The sequence below is a fragment of the Frondihabitans sucicola genome (genome assembly GCF_030296615.1).
In the GTDB taxonomy this organism is placed as follows: domain Bacteria; phylum Actinomycetota; class Actinomycetes; order Actinomycetales; family Microbacteriaceae; genus Frondihabitans; species Frondihabitans sucicola.
This window is the reverse complement of record NZ_AP027733.1, coordinates 408,380-425,288: the sequence shown is the minus strand read 5'-3', so window position 1 is coordinate 425,288 and position 16,909 is coordinate 408,380. Positions and strand designations below refer to the sequence as shown.

The following is a 16,909-nucleotide window of genomic DNA, read 5'->3' as shown; positions in this document are numbered from 1 at the left end:
ATGCGCTTGAGGGACAGGCGTACGAGAGGACGTCATGAGCACCCGCAAGACCTTCACCGAGAGCCGCACCGTCATCGAGCACTACGGCTCGCAGCACATGGCGGCCGTGATGCACGACGGGCACGCATCCATCCACCTCCAGGAGAGCGACGAGGCCGGGCGCATGACGCTCAGCGCGACCTTCTACCCGTCCGTCGAGCAGCTCCGCGAGCACGCCGCAGGCATCCAAGCGCTCATCGACGCCATGGTCGCCAACGGTGAGCCCGAGGCCAGAAAGGGCAAGCTCAACCAGGCGGAGATCGCCGAGTGGCGCGCCATCGCCTACCCCGACGCCGAGGTCGAGCGATGAGGCGCGGGAAGTGCAACCGCTGCGAGCTGCGCAAGGACGTCCTGCTCGCCTCCCACTTCGGCGGCGGCAGCTTCCGTCGCCCGGGTCGCTTCTACCGTTCGAGCATCTGTGAGGACTGCGCCATCGAGCTGAAGTCGATGACGACCGAAGGCGACGGACGCCACACCATCAGCCAGTGGGGGATTGGCTCGCTCGAAACCGTCATCCAACAGTTCGCCGACATCCGCGCCCGCGACCAGGCCGCCGCCAAGGCTCAGGGGAGTCGCTGTGACCGAGACCACCATGGGCCGAAAGCCGGGCCTTCGCCTCATTGCGATCCTCGCCGCCGCCGCCGTCATTGTCGGGGCCGGGGTCGCCGTCGGAGCGAACCGCGCCTACGGCGCCGAGACCAGCCGTCAGTGCGGAGCTGCGCTCCAGGCTGGCGAGAAGGCCGCCACCCGTGCCAGCAAGGCGAACAAGGCGGCCGACGTCACCCTGAAGGCCATCACCAGCACCACGCTCCCGGGCGGCAAGGGCTGGAAGAGCACCAGCTACGCGGCGCACCCCGCCGTAGCGGCTGTCGCCGCAACCTCCGCCCGCCCGAGCGGGGTCGACTTCATCAAGGCCGTCGGCAATGACAAGCTCGACCTCGCAGCACTGCACGCCGAGAAGACCTGCGGGGACCGCGCCGCCGCCAAGGCGATCACCGCCACGGCCGCCAAGACTCGACAGGCCTCCAGCCAGCTCTCCCTCGACACCTCGGCCCTCGCGATCGATTTCGCCACCTTCCAGAAGGACGAGACCGCCCGCGTTGCCGCGGAGGTCGCCGCCACCAAGAAGAAGGCGGAGGCCGAAGCTGCCGCCAAGAAGGCTGCGGCAGAGGCAGCCGCGAAAGCGGCGGCTGCCGCCGAAGCTGCCCGAGTCGCCGCGGCCCGGCAGGCTTCGCCCGTCAAGTCGTACACCGGCGGCACCAGCTCCTCGCGAGGTGGCTCCACGCCTCCAGTCGCCCGCTCCACGCCTCCCGGCGCAGGGACGCTCGGCGGCGACATCGGCGGAGGCGTGGTGCCTCCTGGCGGTTACGGCTGCGTCGTCTCCAACGGGCACGGTGGGACCATGCCCTGCCCGTAGCGCCGCCTCTGAGTATTGACGCTCGTTCGTCTTACATGTACTGTAAGACGCACGAGGTCGAGGGACGGTCTCCGAGAGGACGCCCACCATGTCGAACACCTTCGACCCAACGACCATGACGATGACCGTCGTCGGCGAGATCACGCACCGCGCCTACCTCTTCGGTGAGCGCGACTACGACGTCTACGAGTTGAAGGACGGCATCTACCCCATCGTCGCTTCCGAGCCTGGCACCAACGGCTTCTATGCGGAGGTCCCAGCCTTCTACTGCCTGAGCGCCCGCAAGTACGGCTCCTCGCGCCCCCAGAGGCACACCACCGTCCGCGTCTGGTTCCGGCCCGACTACCTCGCCCCCATGGGCCCCGTGCCCATCAAGACCGGCTACGTGGACTCGGCAGTCGCATACGCCTGGGTCGCCCCGGCAGGCGAGGCCGCCCCCACGTTCGATGCGATCCAGGAGGCCGCCACGGCGATGCGCGAAGCCTCCGCGGGCATGCGGCACTTCGGCATCTCCGGCCCGATCCACGACGCAGAGGCCGCCAAGCGCTTCGCTGCGCGCTCGGCCATCGTCGAGGCCGCGCGCCCGGTGCACGCATGACCGAGCCCAAGCGCACCATCGTCAAGCCAACCCGCGACCACAACGGGTCCCGCTCACTCGTCGGGCGTATCGAGGTCGACCCCCTCGTGCACATCTCCCCGAGTCGGGCCGACGGCGGACCCGGCGTCGGCATGGCCATCCATGGGTTCCACTTGCTGGGCACCCGCCAGGTCTTCGTTGACGGCGAGCACGTCGGTGTTGCCGAGCGCTACGAGCGGAGTGGGCGCCGGATGCGTGACGGCCACGACGTCGGCGGCCAGGGTTTGCCGATCGAGTGGCGGCTGGTGGCGGACGACGGCCGCGACTTCGGCAACTACGCCCACCGATCGTTGTCCACGATGCTCTTCGAGTCCATCACGATCCTGGAGGGTGGCTCGCTCTAGCGGCTACCCTCAGACCATGGAACCGAGCACGGGACGCGTCAAGCTACCCCGCCTCCCGAGGCGGGTGTAGCCCTCGGAAGGAGCCTCCATGGCTCACAGGTCCCACCGCCAGAAGGGCTGTGCTCTCTGCAAGCCCTGGAAGAACCGCGGCAACGGAGACGCGCGTCGCGTCCCCTTCCGTGTCAACCGCCAGGTCGGCCGCAAGCGCCGCTGGTCGCGCGGCGACGTCGACTGAAAAGCGCCCGACGCTACAACTCAACGAGGCTCGGAGTTGTAGCGTCGGGCGCTTCTTGCAACTGGGGTTGGGAAGACTAGGCGCCGATCCCAACCGGTGCGATCTGCTCGAACTGGGCGCGCCAGTGGTCCCCTTCGGGCGTCAGGTGCAGACGGTATTCATCCGGGCCGAGCTTGCCCTCGGCCCAGAACCAGAGAATCGTGCCCGACGGCGCTCCCGCCGGGTCGCTCCAGCCCATCTTGATCATGGACGCCGCCTGGGTCCACTCGTAGCCGATCGCCACCAGGCCTTCGGCAATCGCCTCGCCGAGGGCGTTTGCACGCGCCCCGGCGGTGAAGATGGCTCCGAAGTGATGCTTGATCACCCATCGCTCGACGGCGATGACGAAGGCGGTCAGGATCAGAGCCATGGGCCAGGCTGCGTGAAAGAGGGTGGCCGTGAGGGCCCAGAGTGTCACCAGGGTCCCTGCGGCACCCCCTGTGACGACGGCTGAGGTCCTGATGATCTGGCTCTTGAGTTCCGCGCTCATCTCCCAGTAGCCGATCCAGGCGCCGTAGCTGGCCTCGTTGGCCTGGAACTGTTGGCCCATGTCGAGATTGTTGGATGCGGGGAGCGTAGCTTCGCGGATGATCATCGGCGTCCTTCGGTCATGGTCGAATAGGCCTTCGGGCCCTGGTTTTTACGCTAGCAACTTGCGATTTCGTCCCGGACTCCGAGGCCATCCCGTTTTCACTCCCATCCCCGACCCTCCACCCCGAACGGCCCATGTGGTTTGAACGGCGCCGAGGTCGAGGAGTCGGGACGACGAAACGCCCCGCCGTTGAGCGGGGCGCGTCGTCGTCCGGTTCTAGTCTTCGCGGGCGAGGAGGGTCTTGCGTGCGGAGATGCCCTTGCGGAGCACGCGGATCACGGTGATTGCGTACGCCGCGCCCGCGACGAACATGAGTGTCGCGGTCGTGACCGCCGACGCACCCGCGGAGGAGGTTCCCACCGTGAAGGCGTTGCCCGTGATCTCGGACGCCGCCAGGGCGAACGCCGCGACCGCAGCACTGAAGGTGCCGCAGGTGAGGAAGATGATCTCGATGGCATTGAGGGAGATGGGCAGCGGATCGGTGTAGATCGTTGCGAGGGCCTGCTTGATGGTGCTCTTGTTTTTGGTCATGTTTTTACGGTAGCTAGTTGTGAAATAGGGCCAAAAGGGGGCGCCACCAAATGACCCCACCCTTTTTCAAAAGCGCCACCAAATGACCCCACCCCGCTCAGGGCGCTCCACTCCGTCCCTCATTTCCGCGATCGCCTTGCTCGCGGCCATCTCGCGGACAAAGGCTCCTCAGGCCGTCCATAAATCAGTGTTGACGCACTGTGCATATGCATGTACTGTAGGCAATGCGGGGCTGAGGGACAGCCCTTCGAGAGGACACCATGACCACCGCAACGGCCGAGAAGTTCCAGCTCACGATCCACGAAGACGCCCTGCGTCGCCGGGCCGACTTCCAGTCCGCCGACGCTTGGCACCAGCTCCTCGTCAAGGCGGGCACCTACGACGCCACCATCGACGGTGGCTACCTCTCGGTCAAGGTCGACACAGTGATCCTGGAGACCATGTACGTCAACAAGCTCGGCAGTGCCTCGCAGGCCGACCACCAGTTCCCCAACGAGGAGTCGACGTACTACATCGGCGCCTGGACCTTCAGCCTCCGGAACGGCGGACCGCTCCGCATCGGCGACACCAAGGACGGCAAGCCCGTCATCGGCTGGCTCGGCGGCGTCGGCGAGCCCGCGGCCACGCCCGAGCAGATGACCGCCCTCCTCGCGGAGACCAAGGTCGCCCGGGATGCCGGATACCAGTCGACCGTGGGCATGGTCTACGACGACCCCAAGCGAAAGGAGCTGGAGGCCGCGACGAAGGACCGCATCCAGGGCCTCATCGACGCTCTCCGCGCCTCGCTCGTGGAGGTGGCCAAGTGATCTCCAGCGCCGAGCGTGAGCGCCTTCGTGACATGCTGCGAGGCATGAGCGCCGACCAGATCGACGAGCTGCACCTCCTCCTTGAAGAGGAGGACGACGACCGCGTCGACTACAACATCCGTCAGCAGCGACAGAAGGCCCGTGCTCTCCACCGAGCAGCGTGACGACATCCGCGCCACGCTCCGAAGGATGAGCCGCGCCGAGATCGAAGCGTTCTGGGAACTCATCGCCGAAGAGGCCGATGACCGTACCGACTGGGAAGATCGCGATCCTCGCCTGAGCCGATAGACCGAGAGCAGACATGAACGACACCACCTCCGCGCCGAGCGTCAACAGCATCATCGACCAGCTCCTCGTCGCCAGCTCCAGCCCCGGACGAGCGGCCGCCGCCGCTCTCATAGGCGAGGGCTACCTCGGGGGACCGTCAGCGCGAGCCTCGCCGCCGAACATGACGCCGTGCGCCGCACGGTCACCGTGACGCTCCGGAGGCGCATCAGCAACCCCGCCGACCCACGCATCACGCAGGCGGTCGACCGCCCACAGTCGCAGACGCGCCTTCTCGTGGAAGACCTCGTCGACGAGCCCACCGAGGCCGCGCTGCGCTCGATTCTCCGACGTGGCCACGAGGTGCTCGCCGAGAAGCGCGATCACCCGCTCGTGCAGGCGATCCTCGCGCCCGCAGATAGCCTCGACGTCTTCCGCGCCGACGTGTCGACCACGACCGTGAACATGCAGCTCGTCCACACGGACACCAACGGGCGCCCCGGTGGGCTGGAGTCGGTGGCTGCGATCGCCGACGGGCTCCGCATCGCCCGCATCTTCTTCCGCCTCGTCGGCGGGATCGTTGAGGTCTCGTCCATTGAGACGCTCCCCAGTCACCAGCGCCACGGGACCGGACGGGCCCTACTCGCGGAGGTCGAGCGCCTCCACCCGCACACCCCGCTCGACCACGGCCCCCTCACGGAAGAGGGACTCGCGCTCAATGCCGCTGCCTACGGCCCCGCCCGGCACGGCGAGCTGACCGTCATCCACCTCGACGACCAGGACGCCTCCGACTTCGACCTCGGCGCGCTGGACTACGGCGACACGCTCTACCGCGGGGGCTGGACCCTCAACGGCGTCCGTGTCACCAAGGACCAGGCTCTCGCGGCCGCCTTGAGCGCGGAGGACGGCAACCGCGCCTGACGGGTGCAGCGAGGCCGGGTCGCACACACATCCCTTCCGCCGTCGGAACACTTCTGCCCACACCCGAGGCGGGCGCCGCCAGCCCGCCTCGCCCGAGGGTCAGGGATGGGAGAGCCCGGGGGAAGCGAATCCTGACGCGACCGTAACTCCCGTTACGCTTGACGTATGTGCATATGCGTGTACTGTAGAAGTAGAACGAATAGGTGCCGAGGGACGGCGCCACGAGAGGACACCATGACCATTCAGGCCCCCAGGGCAGTTCTTGCCCACGTCACCAACGAACACCTGCTCCGCTACAAGGAGCGCAGCAGTGGCTGGAACAACGACAGCGCCACGATCTACGACTACGACATCACCGACGAGACTCTCCTCGACCTCATCGCCGCCGCCGAGGAGGCCGACGACAAGTCCTTCGTCCGCATGATCGAGTCGATCCAGCTCGTTCGGAAGGGCGACTTCTCGAAGTCGATCCCGAGCTTCGGCGCCGGTGTCAGCCACATCAAGGCCTACCTCGAAAAGGACCTCATCGACGGCTGGGTCTACCGCCAGGAGTCCGACGGGCATCTGCATGCCTACCTCGTCACCGGCATCGGGATCAACGACGACAGCCGCGGCGGTGAGCCCACGCTCTACATTCGCCTGGAATCGAATAATGCTGGCAGTGAGGGGGTCGAAACGACGGCATGGGCCCGATGCGAACGACCGAGTCGTTCCACAAGGCCGACATCACGCGCAAGAAGGTCGCCGACGTCCTCGCGGGTCGCGGCATCTTCCACGAGACCCCCGAACTCAAGGCGGCCTACGAGAAGTCCACGGAGGACTACCGGAAGAAGCTCACCGAGGGTTTCGCCGAGCAGTTCCGCTTCACCGGCATCGCTGGTCGCAGCTACCGGAGCACCCAGTTCACGAACCGGCGCGTCATCCACGACATCGCCCCGAAGGAGATTCCGGCGTTCGCCGAGCGCACCGACTCGGAACTCTTCGGCGCCGTGCGGGGCCAGGCCAGCGACGGCGACACCACCGGCGAGGTGCCGATCCGGTCCGTTCTTCGCGTCTTCGACCTGCACAACCATGACTTCCTGTGGGTCAACAGCCAGGACCTCACCGCCTACGAGTACGACCTCACCCTCCGCGACAAGCTCGTGCTTCCCGCCGATCACCGGGAGCTGCTCGACATCCTCACCACTGACATCGCCACGTTCACCGGCGACATCATCGAGGGCAAGAGCGCGGGCAACGTCATCCTCTGCAAGGGCGTACCCGGCGTCGGCAAGACCCTCACGAGCGAGGTCTATTCCGAGCTGATCAAGCGCCCCTGTACTCCATCCACTCGGGCACTCTGGGCATCACCGCCGACACCGTCCGCAAGAACCTGGAAGAGGTCTTCGACCGCGCCAAGCGCTGGAACGCGGTGATCGCGCTCGATGAATGCGACGTGTTCGTCCGCGCCCGAGGCAACGACATCCAGCAGAACGCCATCGTCGCCGAGTTCTTGAGGACCCTGGAGTACACGTCCGCGCTGATCATCATGACCACCAACAGGTCCGACGATATCGATGACGCGATCATCTCCCGATGCGCGGCCATCATCGACTACACCCTTCCCGACGCCACGGATGCGGCCCGAATCTGGGACGTGCTCGGCAAGAACAGCGGTGTGGACCTCGGTCGACCCCTCATCGACGGCCTCGTCGCTGGGTTCCCCGAGATCGCGCCCCGCGACATGAAGATGCTCCTGCGCCTCGCGCTCCGCGTCTCCGAGCACAAGAGCGAGCCCCTCTCGACGGACCTCTTCCGCCGCTGCGCCATGTTCCGGGGTCTTCACTTCCAGGGTGACGCCGCATAACAGGGACACGGAAACAGGGCTGAAATCGGGCTCGACTAGGGCAGAAGTGACCCCCTGTGATGCGGTCCGCGGTGGATACCGTGAGTTGACTGCACCACAGGGGGACTCATGACTGACCTGCAACCCATGCCACCAGCGCCCGCGTACGGGCCGCCGCCTCTCACCGAGCCCCGGCAGGGCCGCCCCGCCTCGACGGCCATCGCCATCGTGCTCCTGGTGCTCTCGGCCTTCGCGCTTCTCTGCGCCTCCGGCCTCGACTTCGTCCTCTGGATCACCGCCGGGGGAGTCGATGTCGAGACCCCACACGCGCAGGCGGCCGCCGTCGCCTCGACCGTCGTGATCGGATGGATCGTCTCCACTGCCCTCTGGTGGACCAGCCTCGTGCTCACGATCCGCGCTATCCGTAGAGCCCGCCGCTCCTGGGTCACCGCGCTGAGCCTCGGTCTCGTCGTCGGCGCCGTCCAGATCGGCGCCTGGGCTCTCACCGCCCTGTTCCAAGCGAGCATGTCGTGAGGCTCGACCAGGAGATGCCCCGCACGACCGCCGTCGTCAAGCGGGTCGGCCTCGTCGCCGGGATCGTCGTCGGCGCACTGCTCCTGTGGCGCTTCGGAGGGGGCATCATCGGCATCCTCGCCATCGGCGGGCTCATCGCGTTCCTCATCTCGAAGGCCCGTCAGTCCTCCGGCAAGTCGCGCGAGATCGACATGGTCGGCACGGGGTCATTCCGCATCGAGCTGCCCCTGCTTCTGCGCACCATCGCGGTGATCGCGTTCCTCGCCGCTTCCACGCTCGACCTGGTGCTCTACTGGCTCGCCCACGGCATCGACGTTCGGACGCCGCAGGCCATCGCGTCGGCGCAGCACGCCACCATCGTCATTGGGTGGCTCCTGAGCGTGGTCGCCTGGGTCGTCGGCCTCATCGTCGGCAGACAGCGCGTCCGTGAGGGTCGTCCCCAGGTGGCGGTCGCGGCAGTGGCGGGCGCTGCCATGGGGGTCGTGCAGATCGGCTCCTGGGTCGCCTACATGATCATCGGAGGCTGAGATGCGGTGGGACAAGCCGCGCCCGGCCCAGCGCTCCGACAGCCTGACGGTGGTGCTCATCATGGCTTCCATCGTCGTCCTCGTGATCCTGACGCTGGTGGACTTCTTCATCTACGGGCTCTCCAGCGCCTGCATCGACGCCTGCCCAGCCCCGTCCAGTGCGGCTGCGGGCCACGCCGTCGCCCTGTTCGCCTGGCTCGGCTCGTTCTCGGCGTTCGTCATCCTCACCCTCTTCGCCGTCAGCCCCTCCGCGAAGCTCGGCGGAAACGGTTCGGTCATCGCCCTCGCGATAATCCCTGCCATGCTCGTCGCGCAGTGGCTCGGGGGCAGTCTCATCGGCCTCATGGTCAACTAGGGAGACGCCATGCACACGCCCGCCAACACGGACTTGGGCCACGCCCTTGCCATCTACTTCGGGCGCGGCATCTCCGCCTACCCCGCCGCCCGATTCGACCATTTCGACGGCGGAATCGACGCAGGGCTGCGCGCTGCCATCCTCCGTGCGGTCGAGGATGCCAACGCCATCCCCGTCGAATGGGGAGACGGCACGGAGGACTCGCTCCTCCACGGGTCCCGGCACATGCGTGCGCGGCTGGCCGAGCTGCGCCCGGACATCTCCGAGGAGGGGCTCGACGCCCTGGAGTGGCGCTTCAGCTACGAGTGGCGGTAGCGCCTTCGGGGACACGGAAACGTGCGTCTCAAGGGTGCAGCAGCCGTGCCCTGTGACGAATGTCGGTGGTGCCGCGTACTGTAAGAAATGGCCCGAGGGACGGGCCACGGAGAGGACATCATGAGCAGCACCATCACCCACAACACCGCAATCGAGGCCGCCGAACTGCCCGAGCAGCTCGCCCTCAGTCTCAACAACGACTTCACCGGCGTCACCTACCAGCTCAAGACCTCGGAGATCGACAGCATGGGCGCCCAGGGCGACCTCATGCACAGCGGGGGCAACGTCTGGCTGACGATCAACGGGGTGCAGATCGGTTCCCTCTGGATTCACCAGGACGAGTCCGGCAAGCCCATCCTCGAACTCGGAACGAGCGTCAACAACGAGAACGGCGACTGGGAGCCCTGCTCCTCGATCCCGCTGGAGTTCGCGCTGGAGCAGCCCGCGGAGAAGGAGCACCAGGCCATCGTCCTGCCGTTCGCAGGCTTCCCGCCCGAGTGCTCGTGTGGCTGGAAGTCCGAGCGGTTCCCGAAGGAGGGCTCGCTCCTCGCTGACCACCTCGCGGAGTTCGGGGTCGAGCCCACGGCCTGACTCGGGCCCGATCCATCAGGGCGCCACGCAACTCGCGTGGCGCCCTTTGCCATGCTCCGAGCCCGAGGGTCGGGGATGGGAGTATCCGGCGAGGCGGCCCCGGGCATGACGAAGGGGAGGCCGTCTCGACGGCCTCCCCTTCGTGGCAGAGCTAGGCGGAGTGCTTGCGACCGCGGCGACGTGCGGCGACGAGCAGGCCGCCACCGAGAAGCATGGAGACCAGCGCCGCGAAGCCAGCCGGGTGCGGATCGCGCGAGCCGGTGTACGGCAGGCTCTCCGGGAGTGCCTGCTCGCGGACCGCCGCGGGCTTCACGCCCGAGGTCGCGGTGCCGGAGAAGCTGACAGGCGTCGCCACCGGGATCGTGACCACCGGCGTCGGGGTCTTGACGGGGGTACCGGCACCCGTGCCACCGCCTGTGCCCGTGCCCGTGCCCGTGCCGGTTCCGGCGCCCGGGTCCGCGGGTGCGGAAGCCTTGACGGTGATGGACTGCGTGGCGACGCTGATGACCGTCGGGTCGGCGATGTCCTGCGTCGTGAGGGTGACCGTGTACGTGCCCGCCTTGGCGAAGGCGTGCTTGCCGATCGAGCCGCCGTGGGTGGAGCCGTCGCCGAAGTCCCAGAACGACAGGTACTTGTTCGGGTCGGTGTCGCCGCTGGCGACGAACACGACCCAGAGGCCGCTGTGCTCGCCGACGTAGAACTTCGACACGGGCGGCGTGGTCACGGTGACCTCGCGGGTGCTCGTGAACACCTGGCCGCCGGAGGTGACGCGAAGGGTGATCGTGACGGTGCCGCGGGTGCCGGTGGGCCAGGTGTAGTCCTGGACCGGGCCACCGGAGATGCTGGCCGCAGCCCCGAAGGTCCACTCGTAGTTCGTGATCGGGTCGCTGCCGGGCGTGGTGCTGGTGGCATCGACGTGGACGTGAAGACCGTCCGTGACGGCGGCGGTGAAGGAGGGGGCCGGGGCGACGAAGGGCTCCTCGGGTGCCGGGTCGGCGACGGGAGCCGACTCGGTGGGCTCGGGCTCGGGCGTGGGGGAGCCGGACGGGGCCGGGTCGCTGCTGGGCGCGGGGTCCGCGGTGGGCTCCGGGCTCGGAGAGTCCGTGGGGGCCGGGGCGGGCTCGTCGGTGGGGACGGCCGCGGGTGTCGAGTCCTGAGCGGTCGGCTCGCTCGTCGGGTCGACGGCGGGCGTGGTCGCCTCGGGCGTCTGCTCCGTGGTGGGCGCGACGGGCGTCTCGTCGGCGTGCGCCGTTGCGGCGCCGGTCAGTGCGAGACCGGCGGATGCCAGCGTGATGGCAGTTACGGCGGCCGCAACGCGGATCGGCTGGCGGGTCTTCTGGGTGGTCATGGTGTCCTCTCGGCCGGGTCCCTCCCGGCACTCGTTCTACAGTACACGTTATGGTTTAAGTGTCTATCCCTCGGTTGGGGGTCATTCGCAACCGCTGACCTGGGCGCTACCCAGCTAGCGACTGCCTATGCACTGTGCTACAGTACATTTATGTCTGAATTAACGTCACGTCCTGAGGTCGACCACATCGTGGCGCTCCACAGGACCGTCACGGACCACGCCGAGCTGATCGCCCGCGACCTCGAACGCCTCGCCCTCAAGGTGCGGGAAGAAGCCACCAGCTTCACGGTCAACGCGGACGGCGCGGCCGCCAACAGCGAGCGAGCCCACTCGATCGGCTCGATGGTTACCTCGGAAGTCGCCGGGCTCCACCTCAGCGCCTTCCACCACCGCGCCGCGGAACTCGACGTGCTCATCGCCACCGAGCGCGGCGCCCACAAGGGCTGGGACGAGGGACGCTCCTCCGTCGGCGTGGACATGGCGAAGCCCCTTGACGCCGACGGCATGCGGCCCACCTCCAGCAATCCTCACGGAGTTCCTCACGTGCAGGTCGAGGGCAACTACTTCGATGACGTGGCCCTGATCCTCAAGCACTGCGTCTTCGCCGCCTATGACACCCCGGGAGAGAGCCACGACTCGTGGACCAATCGCGCCCAGGCATTCCCGCACGAACTCGTCCGCATCCGCAACATCGCCGATGACGAGCGGCGCGCGCGCGAGTTGGCAGAGCTGGCCTCATTTGCTCTCGGGCTCCTGTCGTCCGGCGCACTCACCAAGACCGCTCCGACTCGGGTCCGTGTCCTCATGAACGCCCGCCGCCCCGGCATGCGCGAGCAGCTCCTCACGCACGCAGGGGACCTCACGTGACGCCGCAGCAAGTGAGGGGTCGCAGAGTCCTCGGTGAGCTGATCCGCAAGTACCCCGAGCCGGACGGCGTGATCTATCACCTGCCCGATCGCGCCCGCGACGATGAGCGCACCCCCGACTTCGCCCCCGTCGTCTGCGGCGGCGGCCTCGTACTTCCCCCAGCGTCGAGACTCGTCCCGAGTCCGACGTCTGCCCCGACTGTCTCGCTGGAAAGGTGACCCTCTGATGGCCGCTACCAAGAACCGCGTCTTCCGCATCGCGGATGAGCTATATGCACCCGCGCAGGACGTTGCGCTCGATCATGACGACAGCCTCTCGGACGTCGTGCGACTTGCTCTTGCGGGCTATGTCGAGAGTGCGCGGAACGGCACCGAGGGCACCGACGAGTTCATGCGGACCCTGCGTCGCATGTCGACGAGCAGCATGCCCGTCACGCCCCAGTTCGCATAAACGCATATGCACTCTCTAACGTGGACCTAAGGGACACGGAAACCCGCTCAGCATGAGCTTCTTCATGCTCGCTACATACGCCTGACCATCTCGCTAAAGGAATCCCATGCCGTTCGAACAGAAGTACACGCCCGAGACCCGCCAGCAGGCCACCGACGAGGTTCTGGCCCGGCGCGCGGCGAACCCCAAGGACCGGAGCATGATCCGGGAGACGGCCGAGAAGTACCAGGTCGGGGAACAGTCCCTCCGCGGATGGATCAAGGCGTACGACAAGGCCAACGAGCCGGAGCCGAAGTCGGAGCCCGTGGCCGCACCGGCGCCCGCCGTCGCGCCTGCTGCCGCAGCGCCCGCCCGCGAGGTGGTCGCAGCGCCCGCGCTCAAGCCCGCTCCCGTCAACGCCCGCATCGCTGAACTGGAGGCTGAAGTCGCCAAGCTCACGCGCGACAAGGCGGCACTGAAGGGTGCCCTGCGCATCCTCCTCGACGACTAGACACGCCGAGTTTCCTCGCGGTGTTGACGCTTGCATATGCAGCGTGTACTGTAGCTCTCAGAGGCCCTGAGGGACAGGGCCACGAGAGGACATCATGACCATCACCGCCATCCGCCCCATCGTCAGCAACAAGCTCGCCGAGACCATCGAGACCTTCTCGGGCGACTCCGCAGCGCGCTTCGCCGCCGAGACGCTCGCCACCGAGGCGGGCTTCTACTTCCACATCCAGACCTCGCACGACCTCAGCCGCGCTGTCATCGGCTACCGCGAAGGCGTCAGCAACGTCGAGGTGCTCGTCGACGACGCGGCCGAGATGGAGACCTACATCAACGGCAACATGGTCTACGCCGTCGGCCTCAGCGAGAGGGCGGCCGAACTGGTCGGCTTCGTGTTCGCCAACGTCGCAACCTTCGCCCTCGCCGCAGGCTTCGCGTCGCAGGTCGAGGCGGACGTGCTGGAGAGCATCGCCGCGTAGCACCCACCATCACCGAGAGCCCCGATCGCCCCGCGCGGTCGGGGCTTTTGGCGCGTGGACGCCCTGCCGAAGATTCTCGCGAACCACAGTTGACGAAGTGCATATGCACGTGTACTGTAGCAATCAAGCGGCCCGAGGGACGGGCCACGAGAGGACATCATGAAGACCACCGAGATCACCGCAGGCGAGCTTTACACCACCGGCACCGCCGCCGAATTCGAGCCCAGCGCCATGTTCATCCTCGACACGACGACGCCGGTGCTCTTCTCCACGTCGCAGGGTGCCGAGATGGGGACGCTCCGGAAGGCCAAGAAGGGCGAGGCCAAGCGCATGCTGGCGATCCTCGCCATCCAGAAGCCGGAGAGCATCCGTGAGCACCTCGAAGAGCTTCGAGCGCTCAACGTCAACGACCTCCTCGGTGAGACCCAGATGTCGACGAAGCTCCCGCGGGGCACGTTCATGCGCGCCATCTCCCCGGCGATGCTCAAGGGCACATTCGACGAGGTGACTGCGGAGCAGGCGCGGATCGAAGCCGAGCGCAAGGCGGAGGAGAAAGCCGCCCGTGAAGCACGCGCAGCCGAGTACGACAAGGTGATGAACCTCAGCACGATGATCCGCAAGGCGGGCATCCCTGCCACGGGTCCGGGCCGCATCGAGTTCGACTTCGAGGGCCACGCCACGCTCACCACCGAGACGCTGACCAAGCTCCTCATCGCCGCCAACAGGGCGAGCCGCTGATGGAGCACATCGTCTCGGAGCGACTCGCCGGGATCAGGCTCAAGCGCCTGCTCGGCGAGTCGCAGCGGTCCACCAGGTCCGCCCTGACGGCGGCGCAGTGGGACGCCGGACGGGATCAGGTCCTCGCGGCACTCGCCGTCGGCGCGGCACTCGCGGCCGACCCCGATCTGACTGCCACAGCCCTGCTCCTGGCGCAGGAAGCATCCCCCTCTCGGCAAACGAGACCGGCGACGCCTTCCATGGCTGGCGCCGCCTCCGCGCGGACACTATGCGCGACCTCGAACAGCTCCGACGCGACCAGAAGGGCGCAGCCGCATGACCGCGATCGACACCACCTCCCTCGAAGCACGCATCGTCGAGGCGCTCCGAGACGGACGCCGTTCATCGATCAAGGCCCGCAACTCAGCCGCGAGCCCCATCGAGTTCAGCAACGCCCTCCGCCTCACCCGGGCCCTGGCGAGCACTGGTGGTCCCTTCGGGAACTCCGCCGATGCCCTCGGGCGCGCCATCCTCGTGTTCACCGAGGTCGAGACCAGCTCGGCCGACCCGGAACAGCGCCGCAGCTACGGTGCCCGTCGGGTGGCGATCCTGGACGAACTCCTCGAACTCCGTTCCGCCCTCTAAGAGCACTCGCTCGAACACCCTGGGCCATGCGGGCCTGGGGCGTTCCGGTGCGCCCGACGAAGACCGCTTCTGTCGCAACCTGCTATACTGACGCTATCCAGGTAGCGCTGTCCCGTGCGGGCCACGCGCCATCCCAGCTCGCAACGGAGCCCCATGATCATTCTTCTGGCAGCGGCCGCCTCGCGTGCCTTCAAAGCCTTCGCGCCCGCCGTGCCCACGCCGATTCTCTGGCTCATCATCGGCTTGGCCGTCGCGGTCAACCTCATCGTCAAGGGGCGCATCGTCATCGCCGACAACGCCGCCGAGCGCGCCGACGAGGCCGCCCGCACAGGCACACCCGTCGCCTACACGCTCCAGCGCCCGAAGCTCACCCTGAAGGGGTTCCGGCGCCTTCTGCCTGTGGACGCTGCCACCCTTGGTGGGCTCGCCATCATCATCGGCGCGCTCCACTTCCTCCCCGAGCAGTAGGGACACGGAAACCATGACCTTCCACCTCACCGAGGAGGAGCCGGGCGTCAAGTACGAGTTCGACCTGCCGGGTGATCTTCCCCACCTCACGCAGCTCCAGCACGGTCGCCGCGTCAAGATCAAGCCGCAGCGACTCACCATCAGCGCCTCTCGCTTCTCCGAGCCTGGCGTGCTCGACGTGTACATCGAGGGCCCGACGGTCAAGACGAATGGCAGTGACGGGCAGCATCGCCGCGGCGTCGCGTTCCACGACAATGTCCGGCAGTGGGACGAGCCCGCGAGCCGTATGAGCGAGCTGCCCGCCTGGGCCGCGACCCACCTCGCCCGCGTTCGCGAGTGGGAGAGTAACCGCCGATGACCGCGCACAGAGACCCCTCCGTCCCGAGCGCCTACGACCTCAACGGCCAGCACGCCGCGGATGTCCTCATGGGCGCCCAGGCTCTCCATCTCGACGCGAACCTTCACGGCGATCCGCCGCCCACTCGCAACCAGGTCGCCGCGGTGCTGCACGGCCTGGCCAACTTCGGTCTCGCTAGCCACATGCTCTCGCCGGAGGTGGCCGCCCTCGGCGCCGACAAGCTCGACCCGCTCGGGGAGGATTTCGCCCGCGCTACCGGCGTCGGGCGCTACCTCAAGGGTCTCGGCCACTGGCTGGAGACCTACCCCGATGACACGAGCCTGGGAGAGTAGTCAAATGACCACAAGGGACACGGAAACACCAGACGACCCGCAGCGCCGCATCACGGACGTCGACGAGCTGTCCCGCGTCGTGTGGGGCTATTTCGGCCAGAAGAACCACGACTTCACCTACGACTCCGAGAAGCGGCAGGTGACCCTCGTCCTCTACGACGCCATCGTCTTCAAGTGCGGACTCGGCGACGAAGGCGACCACGGCTCTTCCTTCGGCTGGATCGAGCAGGGCAACTCCGACTTCACACAGAGCGTCTTCGGCCGCTCCCTCATGCGGACCCCGAACAAGGCGTCGATCGAGGATGCGCTCCGCCTCGTCGATGCGTGGGCACGCCTGGTCCTGCCGGACAGGTACCTCGCCGTCTACGACGACATCTTCGACACCCGAGCGAGCGAGAAGCCCGCTCGCGTGTTCGCCGGGAAGCGTGGGCGCGGCGTCGTCGGGCACGTCAACGAAGACCCGGGCTGGTAAGAAGTCCGTCGCCGACTGATAGATCGGGGCCCCTCGACGCTCTCTCCAGTAGAGACCCCATCGAGAGGACCACCATGGCCGACCTGACCACCCGCATGCTCGACACCCTTGCCTGGATCGAAAGTGCCGGTCCCCTTCGCGTCGGGCGTCACGTCGACCCGATGCGCGATCGCGTCGGCGCCCGAACCGCAGCCGCGCTGGAGGCTCGCGGCCTCATCGAGCGGCAGTACATCGGACCGGGTGCCGGGAAGGTCGCCACCACGCGCCTTGGCCGCGACCTGGCGCGCCAGCTCGCCCGCGACTGAAGCGGCCACG

32 protein-coding genes are annotated in these 16,909 nt (G+C 67.4%); 28 read left to right on the top strand and 4 right to left on the bottom strand.

Going from position 1 to position 16,909, the window contains the following annotated elements; genetic code table 11:
- The first annotated feature begins 34 nt into the window (after positions 1 to 34).
- From QUE79_RS24785 to QUE79_RS24765, 5 genes are all read left to right on the top strand, one after another.
- Positions 35 to 349 carry a hypothetical protein gene (locus QUE79_RS24785; RefSeq protein ID WP_286347172.1) on the top strand — a complete coding sequence of 105 codons (315 nt, stop codon included), beginning with the start codon at positions 35 to 37 and terminating at the stop codon, positions 347 to 349.
- A 267-nt stretch (positions 350 to 616) separates the two neighbouring features.
- Positions 617 to 1,456, top strand: coding sequence for a hypothetical protein (locus tag QUE79_RS24780; RefSeq protein ID WP_286347171.1), 840 nt, complete (start codon positions 617 to 619; stop codon positions 1,454 to 1,456).
- Positions 1,457 to 1,544: 88 nt separating this feature from the next.
- A complete protein-coding gene (locus tag QUE79_RS24775) occupies positions 1,545 to 2,054 on the top strand; it encodes a hypothetical protein (protein WP_286347170.1) in 510 nt (169 codons plus the stop codon).
- Positions 2,051 to 2,437, top strand: a complete 387-nt coding sequence (locus tag QUE79_RS24770; protein ID WP_286347169.1) for a hypothetical protein — start codon at positions 2,051 to 2,053, stop codon at positions 2,435 to 2,437. Before QUE79_RS24775 ends, QUE79_RS24770 begins: the two co-directional genes overlap by 4 nt.
- A gap of 88 nt (positions 2,438 to 2,525) precedes the next feature.
- Positions 2,526 to 2,672: a hypothetical protein gene (locus QUE79_RS24765; RefSeq protein WP_286347168.1), complete on the top strand. Its 147-nt coding sequence runs from the start codon at positions 2,526 to 2,528 to the stop codon at positions 2,670 to 2,672.
- A 76-nt stretch (positions 2,673 to 2,748) separates the two neighbouring features.
- On the opposite strand, the gene QUE79_RS24760 is transcribed toward QUE79_RS24765, so the two are convergent.
- Both QUE79_RS24760 and QUE79_RS24755 read right to left on the bottom strand, forming a co-directional pair.
- Positions 2,749 to 3,306: a hypothetical protein gene (locus tag QUE79_RS24760; RefSeq protein ID WP_286347167.1), complete on the bottom strand. Its 558-nt coding sequence runs from the start codon at positions 3,304 to 3,306 to the stop codon at positions 2,749 to 2,751.
- A gap of 213 nt (positions 3,307 to 3,519) precedes the next feature.
- Complete coding sequence (locus tag QUE79_RS24755; RefSeq protein WP_286347166.1) at positions 3,520 to 3,834, bottom strand: hypothetical protein; 315 nt, start codon at positions 3,832 to 3,834, stop codon at positions 3,520 to 3,522.
- Between the two features lie 260 nt (positions 3,835 to 4,094).
- On the opposite strand from QUE79_RS24755, the gene QUE79_RS24750 reads away from it, so the two are divergent.
- From QUE79_RS24750 to QUE79_RS24730, 5 genes are read left to right on the top strand one after another with little or no spacing between them, the layout of a single operon-like run.
- A complete protein-coding gene (locus QUE79_RS24750) occupies positions 4,095 to 4,640 on the top strand; it encodes a hypothetical protein (protein ID WP_286347165.1) in 546 nt (181 codons plus the stop codon).
- On the top strand, positions 4,637 to 4,804 hold the full coding sequence (locus QUE79_RS24745) for a hypothetical protein (protein WP_286347164.1): 168 nt from the start codon (positions 4,637 to 4,639) through the stop codon (positions 4,802 to 4,804). The genes QUE79_RS24750 and QUE79_RS24745 overlap by 4 nt, the downstream gene beginning before the upstream one ends.
- Positions 4,782 to 4,928 (top strand): hypothetical protein, encoded by a 147-nt coding sequence (locus QUE79_RS24740; RefSeq protein WP_286347163.1) that lies wholly within the window; start codon positions 4,782 to 4,784, stop codon positions 4,926 to 4,928. The genes QUE79_RS24745 and QUE79_RS24740 overlap by 23 nt, the downstream gene beginning before the upstream one ends.
- A 13-nt stretch (positions 4,929 to 4,941) precedes the next feature.
- On the top strand, positions 4,942 to 5,118 hold the full coding sequence (locus tag QUE79_RS24735; protein WP_286347162.1) for a hypothetical protein: 177 nt from the start codon (positions 4,942 to 4,944) through the stop codon (positions 5,116 to 5,118).
- On the top strand, positions 5,097 to 5,825 hold the full coding sequence (locus QUE79_RS24730) for a hypothetical protein (protein WP_286347161.1): 729 nt from the start codon (positions 5,097 to 5,099) through the stop codon (positions 5,823 to 5,825). Before QUE79_RS24735 ends, QUE79_RS24730 begins: the two co-directional genes overlap by 22 nt.
- Before the next feature lie 99 nt (positions 5,826 to 5,924).
- Here the strand turns inward: QUE79_RS24730 and QUE79_RS24725 are convergent, their stop codons facing one another.
- Positions 5,925 to 6,395 carry a hypothetical protein gene (locus QUE79_RS24725; protein WP_286347160.1) on the bottom strand — a complete coding sequence of 157 codons (471 nt, stop codon included), beginning with the start codon at positions 6,393 to 6,395 and terminating at the stop codon, positions 5,925 to 5,927.
- Positions 6,396 to 6,508: 113 nt separating this feature from the next.
- On the opposite strand from QUE79_RS24725, the gene QUE79_RS24720 reads away from it, so the two are divergent.
- The 7 genes from QUE79_RS24720 (at position 6,509) to QUE79_RS24690 (ending at position 9,972) form a co-directional block, all read left to right on the top strand.
- A complete protein-coding gene (locus tag QUE79_RS24720) occupies positions 6,509 to 7,240 on the top strand; it encodes a hypothetical protein (RefSeq protein ID WP_286347159.1) in 732 nt (243 codons plus the stop codon).
- Entirely contained in the window at positions 7,141 to 7,671 is a 531-nt protein-coding gene (locus tag QUE79_RS24715; RefSeq protein ID WP_350271768.1) for an AAA family ATPase, read from the top strand. Before QUE79_RS24720 ends, QUE79_RS24715 begins: the two co-directional genes overlap by 100 nt.
- A 108-nt stretch (positions 7,672 to 7,779) precedes the next feature.
- Complete coding sequence (locus QUE79_RS24710; protein ID WP_286347157.1) at positions 7,780 to 8,184, top strand: hypothetical protein; 405 nt, start codon at positions 7,780 to 7,782, stop codon at positions 8,182 to 8,184.
- On the top strand, positions 8,181 to 8,711 hold the full coding sequence (locus tag QUE79_RS24705; protein WP_286347156.1) for a hypothetical protein: 531 nt from the start codon (positions 8,181 to 8,183) through the stop codon (positions 8,709 to 8,711). Before QUE79_RS24710 ends, QUE79_RS24705 begins: the two co-directional genes overlap by 4 nt.
- 1 nt (position 8,712) lies before the next feature.
- The gene (locus QUE79_RS24700; protein ID WP_286347155.1) at positions 8,713 to 9,066 is read left to right on the top strand and encodes a hypothetical protein; all 354 of its coding nucleotides are present in this window, start codon (positions 8,713 to 8,715) and stop codon (positions 9,064 to 9,066) included.
- Positions 9,067 to 9,075: 9 nt separating this feature from the next.
- Positions 9,076 to 9,381, top strand: a complete 306-nt coding sequence (locus tag QUE79_RS24695; RefSeq protein WP_286347154.1) for a hypothetical protein — start codon at positions 9,076 to 9,078, stop codon at positions 9,379 to 9,381.
- A 120-nt stretch (positions 9,382 to 9,501) separates the two neighbouring features.
- Entirely contained in the window at positions 9,502 to 9,972 is a 471-nt protein-coding gene (locus QUE79_RS24690; RefSeq protein WP_286347153.1) for a hypothetical protein, read from the top strand.
- A 151-nt stretch (positions 9,973 to 10,123) separates the two neighbouring features.
- Here the strand turns inward: QUE79_RS24690 and QUE79_RS24685 are convergent, their stop codons facing one another.
- Positions 10,124 to 11,320 (bottom strand): PKD domain-containing protein, encoded by a 1,197-nt coding sequence (locus QUE79_RS24685; protein WP_286347152.1) that lies wholly within the window; start codon positions 11,318 to 11,320, stop codon positions 10,124 to 10,126.
- Between the two features lie 150 nt (positions 11,321 to 11,470).
- Here QUE79_RS24685 and QUE79_RS24680 point away from each other — a divergent pair, with 150 nt between their 5' ends.
- The 11 genes from QUE79_RS24680 to QUE79_RS24630 all read left to right on the top strand — a co-directional run bounded on the left by QUE79_RS24680 (position 11,471) and on the right by QUE79_RS24630 (position 16,899).
- The gene (locus tag QUE79_RS24680) at positions 11,471 to 12,187 is read left to right on the top strand and encodes a hypothetical protein (RefSeq protein ID WP_286347151.1); all 717 of its coding nucleotides are present in this window, start codon (positions 11,471 to 11,473) and stop codon (positions 12,185 to 12,187) included.
- Between the two features lie 225 nt (positions 12,188 to 12,412).
- A complete protein-coding gene (locus QUE79_RS24675) occupies positions 12,413 to 12,637 on the top strand; it encodes a hypothetical protein (protein WP_286347150.1) in 225 nt (74 codons plus the stop codon).
- Positions 12,638 to 12,743: 106 nt separating this feature from the next.
- On the top strand, positions 12,744 to 13,127 hold the full coding sequence (locus tag QUE79_RS24670) for a hypothetical protein (protein ID WP_286347149.1): 384 nt from the start codon (positions 12,744 to 12,746) through the stop codon (positions 13,125 to 13,127).
- Positions 13,128 to 13,221: 94 nt separating this feature from the next.
- A complete protein-coding gene (locus tag QUE79_RS24665; RefSeq protein WP_286347148.1) occupies positions 13,222 to 13,602 on the top strand; it encodes a hypothetical protein in 381 nt (126 codons plus the stop codon).
- 159 nt (positions 13,603 to 13,761) lie between these two features.
- Entirely contained in the window at positions 13,762 to 14,340 is a 579-nt protein-coding gene (locus QUE79_RS24660) for a hypothetical protein (protein ID WP_286347147.1), read from the top strand.
- Between the two features lie 315 nt (positions 14,341 to 14,655).
- Positions 14,656 to 14,964 (top strand): hypothetical protein, encoded by a 309-nt coding sequence (locus QUE79_RS24655; RefSeq protein WP_286347146.1) that lies wholly within the window; start codon positions 14,656 to 14,658, stop codon positions 14,962 to 14,964.
- Between the two features lie 153 nt (positions 14,965 to 15,117).
- Positions 15,118 to 15,432 carry a hypothetical protein gene (locus QUE79_RS24650; protein ID WP_286347145.1) on the top strand — a complete coding sequence of 105 codons (315 nt, stop codon included), beginning with the start codon at positions 15,118 to 15,120 and terminating at the stop codon, positions 15,430 to 15,432.
- 13 nt (positions 15,433 to 15,445) lie between these two features.
- Positions 15,446 to 15,790, top strand: coding sequence for a hypothetical protein (locus QUE79_RS24645; RefSeq protein ID WP_286347144.1), 345 nt, complete (start codon positions 15,446 to 15,448; stop codon positions 15,788 to 15,790).
- Positions 15,787 to 16,122, top strand: coding sequence for a hypothetical protein (locus QUE79_RS24640; RefSeq protein WP_286347143.1), 336 nt, complete (start codon positions 15,787 to 15,789; stop codon positions 16,120 to 16,122). The genes QUE79_RS24645 and QUE79_RS24640 overlap by 4 nt, the downstream gene beginning before the upstream one ends.
- A gap of 4 nt (positions 16,123 to 16,126) precedes the next feature.
- The gene (locus QUE79_RS24635; RefSeq protein WP_286347142.1) at positions 16,127 to 16,594 is read left to right on the top strand and encodes a hypothetical protein; all 468 of its coding nucleotides are present in this window, start codon (positions 16,127 to 16,129) and stop codon (positions 16,592 to 16,594) included.
- A 74-nt stretch (positions 16,595 to 16,668) separates the two neighbouring features.
- Complete coding sequence (locus tag QUE79_RS24630) at positions 16,669 to 16,899, top strand: hypothetical protein (RefSeq protein ID WP_286347141.1); 231 nt, start codon at positions 16,669 to 16,671, stop codon at positions 16,897 to 16,899.
- Positions 16,900 to 16,909: the final 10 nt, after the last annotated feature.

Coding starts and splice junctions, on each gene's coding strand:
- QUE79_RS24785 (WP_286347172.1), top strand. CDS start 35: ATGAGCACCCGCAAGACCTTCACCGAGAGCCGCACCGTCATCGAGCAC.
- QUE79_RS24775 (WP_286347170.1), top strand. CDS start 1,545: ATGTCGAACACCTTCGACCCAACGACCATGACGATGACCGTCGTCGGC.
- QUE79_RS24770 (WP_286347169.1), top strand. CDS start 2,051: ATGACCGAGCCCAAGCGCACCATCGTCAAGCCAACCCGCGACCACAAC.
- QUE79_RS24765 (WP_286347168.1), top strand. CDS start 2,526: ATGGCTCACAGGTCCCACCGCCAGAAGGGCTGTGCTCTCTGCAAGCCC.
- QUE79_RS24760 (WP_286347167.1), bottom strand. CDS start 3,306: ATGATCATCCGCGAAGCTACGCTCCCCGCATCCAACAATCTCGACATG.
- QUE79_RS24755 (WP_286347166.1), bottom strand. CDS start 3,834: ATGACCAAAAACAAGAGCACCATCAAGCAGGCCCTCGCAACGATCTAC.
- QUE79_RS24750 (WP_286347165.1), top strand. CDS start 4,095: ATGACCACCGCAACGGCCGAGAAGTTCCAGCTCACGATCCACGAAGAC.
- QUE79_RS24735 (WP_286347162.1), top strand. CDS start 4,942: ATGAACGACACCACCTCCGCGCCGAGCGTCAACAGCATCATCGACCAG.
- QUE79_RS24725 (WP_286347160.1), bottom strand. CDS start 6,395: ATGCAGATGCCCGTCGGACTCCTGGCGGTAGACCCAGCCGTCGATGAG.
- QUE79_RS24720 (WP_286347159.1), top strand. CDS start 6,509: ATGGGCCCGATGCGAACGACCGAGTCGTTCCACAAGGCCGACATCACG.
- QUE79_RS24710 (WP_286347157.1), top strand. CDS start 7,780: ATGACTGACCTGCAACCCATGCCACCAGCGCCCGCGTACGGGCCGCCG.
- QUE79_RS24700 (WP_286347155.1), top strand. CDS start 8,713: ATGCGGTGGGACAAGCCGCGCCCGGCCCAGCGCTCCGACAGCCTGACG.
- QUE79_RS24695 (WP_286347154.1), top strand. CDS start 9,076: ATGCACACGCCCGCCAACACGGACTTGGGCCACGCCCTTGCCATCTAC.
- QUE79_RS24690 (WP_286347153.1), top strand. CDS start 9,502: ATGAGCAGCACCATCACCCACAACACCGCAATCGAGGCCGCCGAACTG.
- QUE79_RS24685 (WP_286347152.1), bottom strand. CDS start 11,320: ATGACCACCCAGAAGACCCGCCAGCCGATCCGCGTTGCGGCCGCCGTA.
- QUE79_RS24680 (WP_286347151.1), top strand. CDS start 11,471: ATGTCTGAATTAACGTCACGTCCTGAGGTCGACCACATCGTGGCGCTC.
- QUE79_RS24675 (WP_286347150.1), top strand. CDS start 12,413: ATGGCCGCTACCAAGAACCGCGTCTTCCGCATCGCGGATGAGCTATAT.
- QUE79_RS24670 (WP_286347149.1), top strand. CDS start 12,744: ATGCCGTTCGAACAGAAGTACACGCCCGAGACCCGCCAGCAGGCCACC.
- QUE79_RS24665 (WP_286347148.1), top strand. CDS start 13,222: ATGACCATCACCGCCATCCGCCCCATCGTCAGCAACAAGCTCGCCGAG.
- QUE79_RS24660 (WP_286347147.1), top strand. CDS start 13,762: ATGAAGACCACCGAGATCACCGCAGGCGAGCTTTACACCACCGGCACC.
- QUE79_RS24655 (WP_286347146.1), top strand. CDS start 14,656: ATGACCGCGATCGACACCACCTCCCTCGAAGCACGCATCGTCGAGGCG.
- QUE79_RS24650 (WP_286347145.1), top strand. CDS start 15,118: ATGATCATTCTTCTGGCAGCGGCCGCCTCGCGTGCCTTCAAAGCCTTC.
- QUE79_RS24645 (WP_286347144.1), top strand. CDS start 15,446: ATGACCTTCCACCTCACCGAGGAGGAGCCGGGCGTCAAGTACGAGTTC.
- QUE79_RS24640 (WP_286347143.1), top strand. CDS start 15,787: ATGACCGCGCACAGAGACCCCTCCGTCCCGAGCGCCTACGACCTCAAC.
- QUE79_RS24635 (WP_286347142.1), top strand. CDS start 16,127: ATGACCACAAGGGACACGGAAACACCAGACGACCCGCAGCGCCGCATC.
- QUE79_RS24630 (WP_286347141.1), top strand. CDS start 16,669: ATGGCCGACCTGACCACCCGCATGCTCGACACCCTTGCCTGGATCGAA.